A 16139-nucleotide genomic window follows, 5' to 3' on the forward strand; every position below is an offset into this window, starting at 1 on the left:
GCGTGACTTTGAAAAATGCCAAAATAGTTTTTAGATGGTTGAGGTTTAGTAATGTCAAGATCGCTAAGGGCTTCTGATGAGGGTATTAAACAGATTAGAAAAGCAATGAAGCAAGGCGGTTGGACTCAAACGGCTCTTGTTGATTCACTTAAGGCGTTTAAAAGATCGGTCATTACAAATTTGCTGGGAGGAAAACCAATTGATCGGACAAATTTTGAGGAGTTGTGCAGATTTCTCGAATTGGATTGGCGAGATATACGAGGAGATGATGTTGTTACTGATGATCTTGCATCGATAGTCAAACATGTAAGGCAAAAAATCGCAGATGTTTTGATAGAGCGATGTGGGACGATGCGCGTGTTAGACATGACGCAATCTGTCGATCTCGATCAGATTTACACCGATGTGAACATTCTTGAAAAGGTTTCTAGCAAAAATCGTGTAAAGCCTAACGAAGTTTTACCAAATAACAAAGAAGATTTTGATCGCTGGATGATGGGAAAAATCAAGGAGCGTATTGCTGGATTAGAGGCTGTTGAAACCCATAGAAAGCTGATGGTGTTAGGAAAACCGGGATCGGGGAAAACTACATTTTTGAAATATTTAGCGATATCTTGCCTCAATGGAAAGTTTCATAGTGAACTTGTACCAATTTTTATAACTCTTAAGACTTATTCCAAAACTAAGGGTTCTCCATCATTAGAGGAATATATTTTAGATGAATTACACCATCTCAAAGTTACAAAGGAAGAAGCAGAACTCTTGCTAGACAATGGGAAAGCTTTAATCTTGTTGGATGGTTTGGATGAAGTTAAGGATGAGCATGATGACCGAGTGAGGCAAGATATTGAAACCTTTTCGATACGTCGGCTCAAAAATCGGTTTGCAATCACCTGTCGGATTGCCGCAGAAGGTGAGGCATTTAAGAGGTTTACCGATGTGGAGGTTGCTGATTTTGATGATAAGCAGATTGAGATATTTATAAATAAATGGTTTGCGGGAAAAGATCAAACAAATGTAAAAATTTTGTTAGAAAAGCTAAATAATAATCAATCCGTAAAAGAATTGGCAAAAATGCCTCTATTACTGACGCTGATATGCTTTTTATTTGAAAATTGTAACGATTTACCTGCAAAACGGTCAGATCTCTATAAGGAAGGATTAGAGGTACTGATGAAAAAGTGGGGAGCTAAGCGTAAAGTTGAACGAGATCACATTTATCAGAATCTTTCCCTCCAAAGCAAACAGGATATGCTAGGTCAGATTGCTTTGAGAGGATTTGAGAATGATGAGTATGTCTTTCAAAAAGAGGATTTACAAAGACAAATTGAATGTATTTGCAACTTATCTAATTCGGATGATAGTGAAGATATGCTAAAGACGATCGAGTATCATCATGGCTTGTTAGTGGAACGAGCAAAAAATATTTATTCTTTTTCTCATCTTACTTTTCAGGAATACTTTACGGCGCGAGAAATTGAAAGAGAAAGGCATTTTGAAACGTTGATGCAGAATATTTCTAATCCAAGATGGAAAGAAGTTTTTTATCTGACTGCGGAAATGTTGAGGCGCTCGGATGATTCAGATATCTTTGTGAAGATAATGAAGCAGTGTATTGATAATACATTGATATATGATGGAAATTTACAGGCTTTTTTGACTTGGGTGGAGCAAAAAACAAACTCTGTACAATGCAAGTATAACAATGTTGCTGTACGAGCATTTTACTCTAGTGTTGCCTTCAGAGTTATTCGTCGCAGCACTCAGAAAACGTCACTAATTGCCTTAATGTTTGGACTTGATAATTCCTCATCTAAAGGTAATCTCGATAATTCTCTTGAACTAGACTACGCTCTTGCTCACGTTCTTAATCTTTCTCAATTTCCAGACTACATTGAATATAGATCTGATGATTTCTCTTTGACTAAGACTATAGATTATGCCTATGAACTTAGCGATCATGTGTTGCAACAAGTACTAAAAAATGATAGTCCTCACCCTGATGAAGACTTCAGACAGTTTTGTAATTGGTGGAAAACAAATTACGAACAATGGACAAAAGAATTGCGTCAAGTATGTATCGATCACCGCAATATCGGTCATGATTGGCAATTTACTAAAGAGCAAATAAAACTTCTTAATCAATATTACGAAGCCAATCTCCTCCTTGTCGAGTGCATGAACCGTAGCAACATAAGCGAACAAATCCGAGAAGAAATCGAATCGACTCTCTTACTGCCAATCTCGTCGATACCTAACGCTGAGCTATAGATCTCTTCAATGCAACTTACAGCAATTATCAGTAATTCAATAGTTTTCTTAGCTTTTTAACAAAACACTCTGGATAGAAGACTTTGTTTGAGCGATCGCGCTGTTGATGTGGTGATATGCGATCTCTGATGACCTACATCAAATCTGTTAAGAAATTTCCTAGATAAATGAGATAAAATAGACGGGACTAAGCCCGTTTTGCATAATATTAAACTGAAGCAAGTAATTCAGTTGAGGGTAAATCACCATGACTCTTAAAGAACTAATCTACGCCGAAATTAACAAAATCGAAGAAGACAACCTTGATGAGCTATACCAATTCGTCAAACAACTTGCGATCGCCAAATCCACAGCCAAACCCAAAACAGGCATCTTAAACAAACTCAAACGCATCAAAATTCAAGCCCCAGTTGACTTTGCCGCGAACATTGACCAGTACATGAATGGAGAAAAGAACCTTGACAATATTCATTGATACTTCTTTCATCATTGCCCTCATCAACGAACGCGATCAATATCACACCCAAGCCCTAGATTTAAGCGATCGCTATATTGAGCAACCTGTAGCCATCACCGATGCAGTCCTTCTCGAAATTGCCAACTCTCTAGCCCGTAGATACAAAAATGAAGCAATTGAAGTAATCGAACAATTTCTTGATTCAGAAGATGTTGAAGTTATCCGCCTCACCCCTGAAATATTTGACCGTGCCTTTGAGCTATACAAAACCCGCCCAGATAAAGAATGGGGTTTAGTAGATTGCGTCTCATTTATCGTCATGCAAGATCGTCATATTCAAGAAGTTCTCACCTTCGATCAACATTTTGCCCAAGCAGGATTCCGAATCCTTTGAAGCGATCGCACTGTAGCTGTGCTGATAGGCGATCGCCATAAGCGATAATCAATTAATTACCTTCCCCTTATTTCTCGCGTACCTAGTCGCACTCCTCCTCTGGCGCTTATCAAGGAAAAAGATAAATGGAAAAATTGGAGGTAAATTATGGGGTGTTGCACATATTCATAGCGATCTAACACGATCTAAAAAGACTAAAGTTACCCCAAAATTTTTCATCATCCCCAAAAATCGTAAGCTAAAATAGCAGCAAACCCTTATCTCTACTTGACCATGAACGAGTTAAAAATCCTTACCGAATACCCCGATCGCGCAATTGTGATTCTCCAAAAAACAATCCGTGCCGAAATCCTGCGAATGGAACAAGGTAAAAAACAGATAGAACAAAAATTAAAAACATTCGAGCAGAAATATCAAATCTCCTCCAGTGAATTTATCACCTCTTGGACAGCAGAGAAGCTAGAAGGTAAAGACTTAGAATATATTGAATGGTTTGGCGAATATCGCTGTTTAGAAAATATTACTCAAGACTTACAGATTCTCCTAAGCTTACAAAACATCAGTCAAAATGGCAGTATTTAGATATTTTCAAGACTTAGTCCTTGTAGATATTCTGATAGGCGATCGCAGGTAAAATAAAATTGTGATTATCCTCAAAAGGTAAAAACCATGCTAGAAGCAACTGTTCTCGATAATCAAGAGCTTTCTCAGCTAATCCAACAGGCAACATCTAAACGCGAAGCCATAACTCTAGAATCCAAATGCCTTTAGGAGTGGTTTGAGTCATAGTTTTACTTTCTATCGCAACGCAAAAGATATCTAGGAAAAATCAAAACCAAAAAGATGAGTGGCGGCGCGAAGCGCCGCCACTCATCTTTTTGGTTTTATGTCCTAAGCAAAATTTACATTGCTATAAATTGCGGCTAAATGCTTTATTTCACGATCTCGTTGCGATCGCTATCTTGCCAAGGTGTTTCCGCAAAACTAGCAGTTGGTAATTTGGGTAAACCCCATTTAGCAACTAAAGCCTGTAATACGCGATCCTGAGATCGGTGAAAAGCATCAATATCCCCTTCACCACGATTGACGATCGCAAACCAAATTGCACCATGGGCTTGAGTTTGGACGATCCCTGCCAAGCTGCTGACATCAGAAAGCGTCCCCGTTTTGACAATCGAGCCTTTTGGCATTCTCCGTCCCTCGATCGTACCGCAATCACAATCACTGACTGGGAAAAGATCGGCAAGGGTTAACCCCTCAACTTGAGCGCGGTTATGAATTGCCATCAAGATCGCCACGGACGCACGAGGGGAAATTTGGTTGCCCTGTCCTAAGCCTGAGCCATTAATTAATCTGATTTCGGAAATGGGAATCCCTGTCGCATTAGCTGCGATCGCCGCAACTTGTCTCCCTCCTCCCATTTGGACGGCAAGGGTTTCTGACATCTCATTATTGCTAAAGGTATTCATCCGCTTCAGGATTTGCCAAAGGGGTAAAGACGCATGACGGATCAGCAATTTGCGGGTAGAAACATTATCTACAGCAAGATTTGGCACAATCCGCACATTCCCCAAAATCACTAGCTGTGGTTTGGGCGTTCCCACGGGCATCGTCGCATATTGCTTGGCAACTTCACCCTGCCATCGGCTACTATCAAAGGCGAGACGGAGAAAGTTTGCCGATTCTTGTCGGTCAGGCTCGAAATTCATCGAAAATCGACCTGTAATAATCAGATTGCCCTGAATGCGTTTAATGCCTAATTGATTAAGTTTATTGCCAAGGGCGATCGCCTCTTCCCAAACAAACAATGGATCGCCACTGCCTTCAACTATCAGATCGCCTCTGAGGGTATCACCTGTCAGTTGACCTGTAATACTGATATTCGTAATAAACCGATGGTTTGATCCCCAAGTTTGCAATGCTGCCAAGGTCGTGGCATTTTTGGTGAGCGACGCTGAGGGCAATGGGCGGCTCGATAAACGACCTGAGGCGATCGCCCCATCATGGGACTGAATCCAAACGCCTTGATCGGGATTAGTTAGCCCTGCTTGTTTGAGATCGTTGAGCATTGTCGCGATCGCTTGCTTCGCAACGGGATCGGACTGATTATTGGCAATCTCTTCAGAGGCTAGGACTGGACGAGTGGCATAGCTCATCACCGATCTGGGTACGGCGGCAACTTCACGACCATCGAGAACTTGGGTTGAAACCGATAACAGCAAAGCACCAACGAGACTCCACGTAGTCATAAAGAAACCCGCAATTAGAATGATTGTGCTTATGTTGGCTTTGCCAATATAAGCACAATCATTCTAGTGCAGCAATTCTCATTATAAAAATCGATTTATTGTTTCCAGCGCCTTTGGCGCTAGAAACAATAAATCGATTTTTGAAAACCCACCTTCGGTGGGTTTTCAAAAATCGATTTTGGGGAATTTAGTCAAACATGGCGCTTTCGAGTTGCTGTAAAGCAATTTCTAGATCGTCATTGATAATTGTGATATCAAACTCATGGGCTGCGGCGACTTCTAACTTGGCATGGCGCAAGCGTTTGATAATCTGTTCATCACTATCAGTACTGCGATCGCGCAAACGATTTTCTAGTACTTCCATCGAAGGTGGGGCAATGAAAATTCGTTTGGCACTGGGGAAAGATTGCGCTACTTGTCGCGCTCCTTCCAGTTCGATTTCCAACAGAACGATTTGCCCTAAGGCGATCGCCTGATCAATCGGTTTGCGTGGCGTGCCATAGAGATTTCCCGCATATTCAGCCCATTCTAGAAATTCACCTGTATCGCGCTTCTGTTCAAATTCAGCCCGATCCCAAAAGAAATATTCGCGACCATGCTCTTCACCAGTACGGGGCGATCGAGTAGTTGCTGATATTGAAAAGAGAATGCGATCGGGATAGCGTTCAAGGAGTTTCTGTAAGAGAGTGCCTTTACCGACACCACTTGGTCCCGTAACAACAATTAATTTGCCTACGCTTAAGTTATCTTCGCTCAACGTTTCGTAGTTCTCTCTAGAGATAGAGTTAATAGTAATTGGCGCTTTCATCAAATTCACATTATATCTGATGTTACGTGGAACTCAGATGATGAATCTGCTGCCGCCAGCTAAGCAGGGCAACCACGGGGGGATTGCCCCTACCTGAATAATTAATATTTCGTAGGGGCTATGCCCCCGTGCCAGCCCTAGACTTCCGCTATCTAAGGAATTCCTTCCACGTAACATTAGTTATATGTAAAAATCCCTGCAAAGCAAAGATTTTTATAACGCTTTGCGCTCAAACCCAAACCAAGAGAATTTTTGAAAGTGTTGCTTCGCAACACTTTCAAAAATTCTCTTGTGGTTCGTTGGATCGATAATTGATGTAAGTTGGTTTAATCTGTAGCGCCTTCTTTACTGATGACAAAACGATTAGCGACGGTTTCAGGTTGAATTGCAGATAGAACTACATGGCTAGAGTCGGTGACAATTACCGCTCTTGTGCGTCTACCATAGGTAGCATCAACTAACTTACCATGCTCACGGGCATCACTAATGATACGCTTGATAGGAGCAGATTCAGGGCTAACGATCGCTACAACTCGGTTTGCCGAAACAATATTACCAAAGCCGATGTTGATGAGCTTAATGTCCATAATTTTATCGATCTAAAATCGATTTAGAGGTGGTGTAGCTTCATTTTTGAAAGTATTATCGCATTATCCAAGAAAAATCAATTAGATCCGATATATTTTGTCATGTATGATGAAATTTATCTTAATTAAGCAGATATACTTATAAGCTTCTTACTTTCATGTTTTATCCCAAAACACAAAATGGAATAGCCATTTTGTGTTTTGAAAACCCTTATTGAGTTTGGTTTTTAATTCATAAATATGTGTCTTATGCGTCAGTTTACAGAGTATGCCGTTAGTTAGCTCAGTATGAAAATCCGTAAAATTAATAACCATGAGCGTCTGGAAATTCTCAAGGGGGATTTGTATGCCTATTCACGCTGGACTAATCAAGATTTGCCCCGATCGCATTTGACGGCGATCAATCCTGAAGAGGTCTTAGCGGCGGAAATTGATGGCAAAATTGTGGCGGCGTTGCAATGTTTTAGCTTTCAGCAGTCGGTGCGCGGCAGTCTCAAGGCGATGGGCGGCATCGGTGGTGTATGGACATATCCTGAATATCGCAATCAAGGCTGTGTCAAGGCTCTGATCAAAAGTGCCTTTTTAGAAATGCGGATGCAAGGGATCTGCGTAAGTATGCTTACGCCCTTTAAAGAAAGTTTTTATGAATCACTGGGCTATGCGATCGCCAATGCCATCAACGAAGTAAATATTCCTGTTGCGTCTTTATCGAAATATTTGAAACTGTCGAATGCCGCTAACCTAACCTGCGATCGCCTTGCCGCTACAGAAGCAAAGGATATTTTGTCAAATTTTCTCTACGAAAATCTGCGATCGCAAACACTTCTACCCCATAGTCATGGTCTGGCGATTACCAATTTTACCTACGATCAATGGTGGCATTTACATCGCCAGAAACTCTGTGTAGTAATCAAACGCGATCGCCAACCCGTAGCCATAGCGCTCTATGCGATCGATAGCAGTGGCAATTTGCCAATGCGCGATCGCCAGATTGAAATTTCGTCAATATTTTGGACAGATATCGAATCACGCGATCGCCTATTAAACTTCTTTGCTAGTCATCGCGATCAGATTCATAGCTTGAAAATGCCATTGCCATTAGGTGCAAATCTGCATACATGGCTCAGCAATGCAGGACGGTTAGAGTCAACTATGACCGATCCTTGGATGGTGAGAGCGATCGATATTGTTGGCGCTCTGCATGGTTTACCGATTACCTGCGAGCCATTTACCTTTGCCCTCAGCGATCCCTATTGCAATTGGAATGATGGTGTTTTTGGAGTGAATGGCGATCGCGGTCAGCTTACCGTTAAACGCTATGGCAATGGTGATATGGCGAATCTGGCGATCGATTTTCAAGCAACGATCGCAGGTATTTCCGCTTTGATTTATGGTACTCAGGCGATCGGTGAACTTGTACATAAACAATGGATTACGCAAATCACACCAGAAACCTGCGAGCGATTAGAAAAATGCTTTACACCATGTCTGATTTATAATCCTTTTAAGTTCTAACCATACCCAAGCAAATATCTAAGGATATTTGCTTGGGTAAACAGCAAAAGCATGAAAGAAAAACTCACTCGCAGCCAAGAACGAGTGCTACATCTCCTCCAACATCGCGATCGCGCCATATCCGCGCAGGATATTCATTCGGAGTTACGTAATAGTGAAAACAGTATGGGTCTTGCTACGGTTTATCGATCCCTAGATACACTTAAACTACAAGGCTTAATCAAGGCGCTGACCTTACCCAATGGCGAAACTGTTTACAGTGTTACTCCCGCCGACAAGCACCATCTCAATTGTCTCAATTGTGGTAAGTCTTTACCCATTGACTGTTGCCCCATCCACGATCTGGGTAATCAACTCGCCAAAAAGCATACTTTTCAAATCTACTATCACACCCTTGAATTTTTTGGGTTATGTAGTGAATGTCAACAGGGAACAGATTAGATGTTATGTCTCACAAAAAGATTCAAAGTGGAAATAGTTGGCAAAAAGTCATATTAGGGCTGGGACATTTTCGCGCAGTATTAGCCATCACTTTGTTTTCCATTGTGTTGTCGGTAGTGATCACTTTCGGAATGATGACACTGTTGTGGTGGGAGGGACTGGATGTACTATTCAGATCATTGCAGGTTGCTGTCATTGTTCCCGCAGTTGTTGCGCCATTAGCAAGTAACTTTGTTGTAAAACTGTTATTTGAGCTTGAGGATCTACAAAAACAACTTAGAGAAATGGTTAACTGCGATCCCTTAACGAAGGTACATAGTCGTCGCTATATTATGGATTGTCTGGAAATTGAATCAACAAGAGCCTTGCGCTCAAATGAGCCAATGTCGTTGATGATGATTGATGCTGATAATTTTAAGTCGATTAATGATTGTTATGGACATGCAACTGGCGATATCGTTCTCCAAGAGATTGCTCAAAAATGTAAATCTACCCTGCGCCCCTATGATGTAATAGCCCGTTTCGGTGGTGAGGAATTTGTGGTACTTTTGCCAAACACGACCTTGCTAGAAGCCTATGATATTGCTGAGCGTATTCGTGAGAATGTGGCTGGGCAGCTTATTGAATCAACTGATGGAACACTGATTAGAGTCACGATTAGTATAGGTATTAGCCTTTTTACACCGCCAGATCTAAGGTGCATGAACTTACTATCCTACGCAGATCGAGGATTGTATAAGGCTAAGCATAATGGTCGTAATCAATGTGCGATCGCAGAAGACTCAGACTAGTAGCATCTCTAAGCAAATCATAAAATCAATAAATATCATGATCAGAGTACTTATCCCCCTTTTTGAAGGCTTTGAAGAAATCGAAGCGGTTACGGTTATCGATGTATTGCGTCGTGGGGAGATTGAGGTAGTTACGGCTGGCTTAGTAACGACAACGGTGATGGGTGCTCATGCGATCGCCATCATTGCCGATACACTTCTAGAGCAAGTCGATGCGAGTCAATTTGATGCGATCGTCCTCGCTGGTGGTGCAGGAACGTTTCGGCTGAGAGAAGATCCACGCATTGCCAAAATATTAATCGACTATGCTGCTGCCAATAAATTAGTCGCCGCTATCTGCGCTGCGCCCACTGTTCTGTCCGCCGCAGGATTACTCAAAGATAAACGCGCCACATCCTATCCATCGGTCAAAGATGAGATGCAAGTTGCGGAATATTTGACAATTCCTGTGGTCGTTGATGGCAATGTGGTGACCAGTCGGGGTGCGGGGACAGCAATGGCTTTTGCGCTGAAGTTAGTTGAGATTTTGCAAGGTGAGGCGATCGCTAATCAACTTGCCACAGACATGATCGTTTAGTAATCAATAGGTTTTCAGGGTTTCAGCTTCTGTAGGTTTAATTTGTCCTAAGCATTATGGCGATCGCTATAGATCTGATAAAGCTATTAGAGTTAGGCTTAACTAATCCTGACTCTAATTGAAATTAAGACTTTTATCGGTACTAATGCTAAAGAAGTTTCAAGGGCTTAAATCTCTATTTCCCAAATACCAAATGCCGAATCAATTGCCGAAGTTGACAGGATTAAAATTGTCGAGATTTCGGTCGGCATTTGTCAGCAGCGCAATTATTTTGGGGATGCTCTATGGAGTCAGGCAACTTGGGGGACTGCAACAATTGGAGCTACTGGTTTTTGACCAAATGATGCGATCGCGTCCAGACAAAGTAGCCGATCCGAGATTGTTACTGGTCACGATCACCGAAAGCGACATCAAACAATACAAATGGCCATTAACCGATCGCCTTGTCGCACAGACTTTATCAGAGCTAAATCGACATCAACCCGCCGCGATCGCTGTCGATCTAAATCTTCAGCGCAATATTCCCATTGAGCCAGAACGTAGCGAACTAATAGCTCAATTGCGTCGCCCCAATGTGATTGCCGCAGTTAGCAGTGGCAACAATCAGAATGAGCGCATCGATCCACCCGTTGAGTTACCCAAAGAACAGGTCGGCTTAGTCGATCTACCTGCCGACCCTGATGGATTTATGCGGCGTGTATTGCTATTTACCAATCGCGCTTCTTTATCGATTCAACTGCTCAATGCTTATTTGCGAGCAGACTGTCCCCGCGATCGCCCCCAGCGCCAAGATTTAGTTTGTCAAAATCTCAAGCCATCTTTTAATTCCCAAAAAGAATATCAATTAGGAGAAGTGACATTTCCGCTTCTCAAGTCAGATTCTGGAGCTTACCAAACGATTAATAGTGGCGGCTATCAGATTCTGATTAACTATCGTGGTTCTTCCCAATCATTGCAGCGAGTGACTCTCTCTCAAGTTCTGCAAAAGGAAGTAAATCCTGATTTGATTAAAGGGAAAATTGTGCTGATTGGTGTAAGTGCGCCCAGCCTCAAGGATGTCTTTTTAACGCCTTATAGTTCGACAGCTAAGGGAACTGTGAGAATGGCAGGAGTGGAAATTCAAGCTCACATTACCAGTCAGTTGCTTGGTGCAGTGCTAGATGGCGATCGCCTGTTTTGGTTTTGGGCAGAGTGGCAAGAGCTTTTATGGATTTTAATTTGGGCGATCGCAGGGATTAGCTTAACTTGGAACATTCGCAAACCGCTTATTTTAATCCTCAGCGAACTTCTATTTCTAGTAATCTTGTTAGGATTTAGCTATATTCTATTTCTGCAACAGGGTTGGATTCCTGTGGTAGCGCCTGCATTGGCTCTTGGATTAGCGAGTATTACCACATTGATTGATCGCCAATCTCAGCTTCAACAACAGCAACAGATGATGATGCGGCTATTGGGGCAACAGACTTCACCAGAGATTGCCAATGCCCTTTGGGAAGGACGCGATCGCCTGTTGCAGTCTGGTCGATTACCTTGGCAAAATGTGACCGCAACAGTTCTATTTACGGACATTAAGAGTTTCAGTACGATTGTGGAAGGAGAATCCCCAGAACGGGTGATGGGTTGGCTCAATGAATATCTGACGGTAATGGCGGATGTGGTGCAGTCGCATCAGGGCGTGGTGAATAAGTTTATTGGCGATAGTGTGATGGCGGTGTTTGGTGTGCCGATCGCCCTTCAGCAACAGGCGGAGATTGCCACGGATGCGAGGCGATCGGTGGCTTGTGCCTTGGCAATGCGATCGGCGCTAAGGTCATTAAATCAGAATTTTGAGCAGAGAGGATTACCCAAAATTGAGATGCGGGTGGGCATTTTTACGGGGGCGGTGATGGTGGGAAGTCTGGGTGGTAAGAGTCGTTTGGAATATGGGGTAATTGGCGATACGGTGAATATTGCGTCACGGTTGGAGTCCTGTGAGAAGGAACGTCAAGATGAAGACTGTCGCATTTTAATCGCGCAGGAGACGCTGGATTATTTGGAGAATCTTTATGAGGTAGAAAGTTGGGGAGCAATATTTTTAAAGGGAAGGGCGCAGTCAGTGGAGGTGTATCGCGTAATTGGTCACAGATAGGGGTTGTGGCGAAAATTGTATTTCATCGTAAAATCTTGTAAATTACATCGCTTGTTTGTGCTGGATTACACCCCATAAATTCATGAAAATTCTTAGTCAGACTAGGTTTCTTAGGACAATGGTATTGATGGCTTGTGCGATCGCGGCAATGCCAAGCCAGTCAATCACAGCACAAACTATCCCCACTTACGATCCACCGCCACCAACTGATCCGACCATACGCGGCGGCGGTAATTGTTCTACGTTTGTGCCTGAGTTGTTGTCGCCTTTGTCCAAGAAAGCGATCACTATGGCTGTCTATCCGACATTTTTGTTTCTTGTGCCAACCACAACAGCGCGTCAGGTGCAGTTTTCCATTCGCGATCGTAGCAAGTCAATTTATCGCCAGACTTTTAGTTTGTCAGGTCAGGCAGGGATTTTGCGCGTGGCATTACCAAATGCACCTATCATCAAAGAGCTTTCTACGGAGAAAAGTTACAAGTGGGAATTCAGTATCATTTGCGATCCTGTAAATCGCCACTTTGATGATTTTGTGGTGGGTGATTTGCAAAGGGTGGCGCTGGTTGAAGCGAAGTCTCAATCGCAATTAGCTTTGTGGGAGCGCTATCGAGCGTTTGAATATGATGCTTTGATGGTCTTAGATTTGTTGCGCCGAAGTAACCCCAAGGATCGCCTAATTCAGTCTGAATGGGAGTCGTGGTTAATGCGCTACAAGTTCGGAGACTTGAAGGAATTGCCAGCGATTAAATGAAGTCATAATAATCATGATCGACAATATCTGTAAGTTCTTAGCCGAAACCTTCCCCACTGATTTTGCCAGTTGGCTTTTAGGGGAAGCGATCGCCCTGACCACCCTCAAACCCTCTGAACTCTCGATTGAGCCGATTCGCGCTGACTCGGTAATATTCCTCCAGTCATCAAAAATTATTCTCCACATTGAGTTTCAGACAGAGGCAAATAAAAATATTCCTTTCCGTATGGCAGATTATCGACTGCGGCTGTATCGGCAATTTGCAGACACAGAGATATATCAAGTCGTCATTTACCTCACTCCCAGCCAATCGCCCTTCGTATATGAAAATACGTTTAATGCTGGGGAGCTAAATCATAAATTTAATGTGATTAGACTCTGGGAACAGCCCACGGAGATATTTCAAAAATATCGAGGATTATTACCATTTGCAACGCTGTCACAAACGGACAACCCTGAAGAAACGTTAAGACAAGTTGCCAAGCAAATCGAAAATATTGCCGATAAGCGGGTGCAAAGTAACGTAGCTGCATCGACCGCTATAATATCAGGCATAGCCCTGAACCAAGAAATCATCCAAAGATTACTAAGGAGCGAAATCATGAAAGAATCAGTTATCTATCAAGCAATTTTGCGGGAAGGCAAGGCTGAAGGTATTGCTGAAGGTATTGCTGAAGGCATCGCAGAAGGTAAGGCTAAAGGCATTGCTGAAACTACTAATCAACTTGCTTTAAATATGCTGAAGTCTAATATTGCTATAGATTTGGTTGTGCAAATTACTGGATTAAGTCTAAAGCAAGTGCAAAAGTTGCAAAAAACTAGCACTAAACCGCCAAAAGCCTCAAAGTCACCAAAGCGATTATCGCCGCGTTAATGTCATAAATTATTGCGCCCCTATAAACACAAATTTGTAGGGGTTTAGCATTTGCGCCAATATTTTTATACTCCCCACCACAATCTTGAAACGCAAATGCTAAACCCTCTATGCTTTCACCGATCGCTTGTCCCTGCGTTGTGAGGTTAGGGCAAAGCATTCCCAAATTGGAATTGCCTGAAAAATTATAGATTTCTGTGGGAATGCTTTGCCCCTACAAGGACGATCTGTGTATTTTGAAGAGTTAATATGACGCAAATTATTTTAGCGCGATCGCTCTGTGGGTCGGGAGGTTGAGTTTGTAACATGATCGACAATATCTGTAAGTTCTTAGCCGAAACCTTCCCCACCGATTTTGCCAGTTGGCTTTTAGGGGAAGCGATCGCCCTGACTACACTCAAACCCTCTGAACTCTCAGTTGAGCCAATTCGCGCTGACTCGGTAATATTCCTCCAGTCATCAAAAATCATTCTCCACATCGAGTTTCAGACCGAGGCGAATAAAAACATTCCTTTCCGTATGGCAGATTATCGATTGCGGCTGTATCGGCAATTTGCAGACACAGAGATATATCAAGTAGTCATTTACCTCACTCCCAGCCAATCGCCCTTCGTATATGAAAATACTTTCAATGCTGGGGAGCTAAATCATAAATTTAATGTGATTAGACTCTGGGAACAGCCTACGGAAATATTTCAAAAATATCGAGGGCTATTACCTTTTGCAACGCTGTCACAAACCGATAACCCTGAAGAAACGTTAAGACAAGTTGCCAAGCAAATCGAAAATATTACCGATAAACAGGTGCAAAGTAACGTAGCTGCATCGACCGCTATAATATCAGGCATAGCCCTGAGCCAAGAAATCATCCAAAGATTACTAAGGAGCGAAATCATGAAAGAATCAGTTATTTATCAAGCAATCCTGCGGGAAGGTATGGCTGAAGGCATCGCTGAAGGCGAAGCTAAAGGTAAGGCTGAAACTACTAAGCAGCTTGCCTTAAATATGTTGCGCTCTAATATAGCTGTAGATTTGGTTGTGCAAATTACTGGATTAAGTCTCAAGCAAGTCCAAAAGTTGCAAAAAACTAGCACTAAGCCGCCAAAAGCCTCAAAGTCACCAAAGCGATTATCGCCGCGTTGATGTCATAAATTATTGCGCCCCTATAAACACAAATTTGTAGGGGTTTAGCATTTGCGCCAATATTTTTATACTCCCCACCACAATCTTGAAATGCAAATGCTAAACCCTTTGTGCTTTTACCGATAATTTGTCTCTGCGTTGTGAGGTTAGGGCAAAGCATTCCCAAATTGGAATTGCCTGAAAAATTATAGATTTCTGTGGGAATGCTTTGCCCCTGAAGGGATCATCTGTGTAGAGGCTAAGATCCCCGACTTTTTCTTTGCTATCAATAGGGATTTGCAAGTTCACAAAAAAAGTCGGGGATCTGTTTAGATTGGTCAGCCTAAAAAATTTGTAAATGCCCAGATCCCCGACTTTTTCTAAGCAAGCAATGACAATTTGCCAGTTCACAAAAAAAGTCGGGGATCTTAATCTGTACCTTTAAATCGAATTAACGTTCAATCAATGGAGATGATGAAATGATGCGTAAAGTTGGTGTGGCGGTGAGTCGGTTTGGATTGATTTTGATGTTGGGAATGTTTGGTGTTCATTTGGTTGCGCCGAGTTTTAGTCAATCAAATTCTGCTGCTTCGGAGCAGGCAGCAGAGGTGAAAGAACTTGAGAAACTAATTCAACAGATGTTTCAACTCCGCAATGAGGGAAAATACCAAGATGCCATTCCACTAGCACAAAAGATTCTAACGATCTTTGAAAAAGCATTAGGCGGCGACCATCCCATTGTCGCCACTAGCCTCAATAATCTCGCAGGTTTATATTATTCACAGAGAAACTACCCAGCCGCCGAACCACTTTATAAACGTTCCCTCGCAATTAGAGAAAAAGCATTAGGAGCCGACCATCCCGATGTCGCCTCCAGTCTCAATAATCTCGCAGCTTTATATGAGTCACAGGGGAACTACTCGGCCGCCGAACCACTTTATAAACGTTCCCTCGCAATTTGGGAAAAAGCATTAGGAGCCAATCACCCCTCTGTCGCCACTAGCCTCAATAATCTCGCATTGTTGTATAGGTCACAGGGGAACTACACAGCCGCCGAACCACTTTATAAACGTTCCCTCGCAATTAGAGAAAAAGCATTAGGAGCCGACCATCCCGATGTCGCCTCCAGTCTCAATAATCTCGCAGCTTTATATGAGTCACAGGGGAACTACTC

16 protein-coding genes are annotated in these 16139 nt (G+C 42.6%); 13 read left to right on the plus strand and 3 right to left on the minus strand.

From position 1 onward, the window contains the following. The first annotated feature begins 51 nt into the window (after window positions 1-51). The 4 genes from VB775_RS03875 (at window position 52) to VB775_RS03890 (ending at window position 3704) form a co-directional block, all read left to right on the plus strand. A complete protein-coding gene (locus VB775_RS03875; protein WP_281006337.1) occupies window positions 52-2271 on the plus strand; it encodes an NACHT domain-containing protein in 2220 nt (739 codons plus the stop codon). Between the two features lie 247 nt (window positions 2272-2518). Beyond that, window positions 2519-2746: a hypothetical protein gene (locus tag VB775_RS03880; protein ID WP_281006338.1), complete on the plus strand. Its 228-nt coding sequence runs from the start codon at window positions 2519-2521 to the stop codon at window positions 2744-2746. Next, a complete protein-coding gene (locus tag VB775_RS03885; RefSeq protein ID WP_281006339.1) occupies window positions 2730-3122 on the plus strand; it encodes a type II toxin-antitoxin system VapC family toxin in 393 nt (130 codons plus the stop codon). Before VB775_RS03880 ends, VB775_RS03885 begins: the two co-directional genes overlap by 17 nt. A gap of 273 nt (window positions 3123-3395) precedes the next feature. Further along, a complete protein-coding gene (locus VB775_RS03890) occupies window positions 3396-3704 on the plus strand; it encodes a hypothetical protein (protein WP_281006340.1) in 309 nt (102 codons plus the stop codon). A 350-nt stretch (window positions 3705-4054) separates the two neighbouring features. Here the strand turns inward: VB775_RS03890 and VB775_RS03895 are convergent, their stop codons facing one another. From VB775_RS03895 to remA, 3 genes are all read right to left on the minus strand, one after another. Further along, window positions 4055-5371: a D-alanyl-D-alanine carboxypeptidase gene (locus tag VB775_RS03895; protein WP_281006341.1), complete on the minus strand. Its 1317-nt coding sequence runs from the start codon at window positions 5369-5371 to the stop codon at window positions 4055-4057. 187 nt (window positions 5372-5558) lie between these two features. After that, a complete protein-coding gene (gmk, locus tag VB775_RS03900) occupies window positions 5559-6179 on the minus strand; it encodes a guanylate kinase (protein WP_281006342.1) in 621 nt (206 codons plus the stop codon). Between the two features lie 326 nt (window positions 6180-6505). Beyond that, window positions 6506-6766, minus strand: coding sequence for an extracellular matrix/biofilm regulator RemA (gene remA / locus VB775_RS03905; protein WP_009629073.1), 261 nt, complete (start codon window positions 6764-6766; stop codon window positions 6506-6508). Between the two features lie 288 nt (window positions 6767-7054). Here remA and eis point away from each other — a divergent pair, with 288 nt between their 5' ends. The 9 genes from eis to VB775_RS03950 all read left to right on the plus strand — a co-directional run. Further along, complete coding sequence (eis, locus tag VB775_RS03910; RefSeq protein WP_281006343.1) at window positions 7055-8281, plus strand: GNAT family N-acetyltransferase; 1227 nt, start codon at window positions 7055-7057, stop codon at window positions 8279-8281. Window positions 8282-8332: 51 nt separating this feature from the next. Continuing rightward, window positions 8333-8722, plus strand: a complete 390-nt coding sequence (locus VB775_RS03915; protein ID WP_281006344.1) for a Fur family transcriptional regulator — start codon at window positions 8333-8335, stop codon at window positions 8720-8722. Window positions 8723-8727: 5 nt separating this feature from the next. Beyond that, window positions 8728-9513, plus strand: a complete 786-nt coding sequence (locus tag VB775_RS03920) for a GGDEF domain-containing protein (RefSeq protein ID WP_281006345.1) — start codon at window positions 8728-8730, stop codon at window positions 9511-9513. After that, complete coding sequence (locus tag VB775_RS03925; protein WP_323216647.1) at window positions 9473-10090, plus strand: DJ-1 family glyoxalase III; 618 nt, start codon at window positions 9473-9475, stop codon at window positions 10088-10090. Before VB775_RS03920 ends, VB775_RS03925 begins: the two co-directional genes overlap by 41 nt. Before the next feature lie 145 nt (window positions 10091-10235). Further along, complete coding sequence (locus VB775_RS03930; RefSeq protein WP_281006347.1) at window positions 10236-12218, plus strand: CHASE2 domain-containing protein; 1983 nt, start codon at window positions 10236-10238, stop codon at window positions 12216-12218. A gap of 82 nt (window positions 12219-12300) precedes the next feature. Further along, complete coding sequence (locus VB775_RS03935) at window positions 12301-12969, plus strand: DUF928 domain-containing protein (RefSeq protein ID WP_281006348.1); 669 nt, start codon at window positions 12301-12303, stop codon at window positions 12967-12969. 13 nt (window positions 12970-12982) lie between these two features. Then, the gene (locus tag VB775_RS03940) at window positions 12983-13843 is read left to right on the plus strand and encodes an Rpn family recombination-promoting nuclease/putative transposase (RefSeq protein WP_281006349.1); all 861 of its coding nucleotides are present in this window, start codon (window positions 12983-12985) and stop codon (window positions 13841-13843) included. A gap of 306 nt (window positions 13844-14149) precedes the next feature. Next, window positions 14150-14986, plus strand: coding sequence for an Rpn family recombination-promoting nuclease/putative transposase (locus tag VB775_RS03945; RefSeq protein WP_281006350.1), 837 nt, complete (start codon window positions 14150-14152; stop codon window positions 14984-14986). A gap of 458 nt (window positions 14987-15444) precedes the next feature. Further along, window positions 15445-16139 (plus strand): tetratricopeptide repeat protein (locus tag VB775_RS03950; RefSeq protein ID WP_323216648.1); only part of this gene is annotated, 695 nt, incomplete at its 3' end.

Origin of the sequence: Pseudanabaena sp. CCNP1317, assembly GCF_034931345.1 — a bacterium.
GTDB classification, from domain to species: Bacteria; Cyanobacteriota; Cyanobacteriia; order Pseudanabaenales; family Pseudanabaenaceae; genus Pseudanabaena; species Pseudanabaena galeata.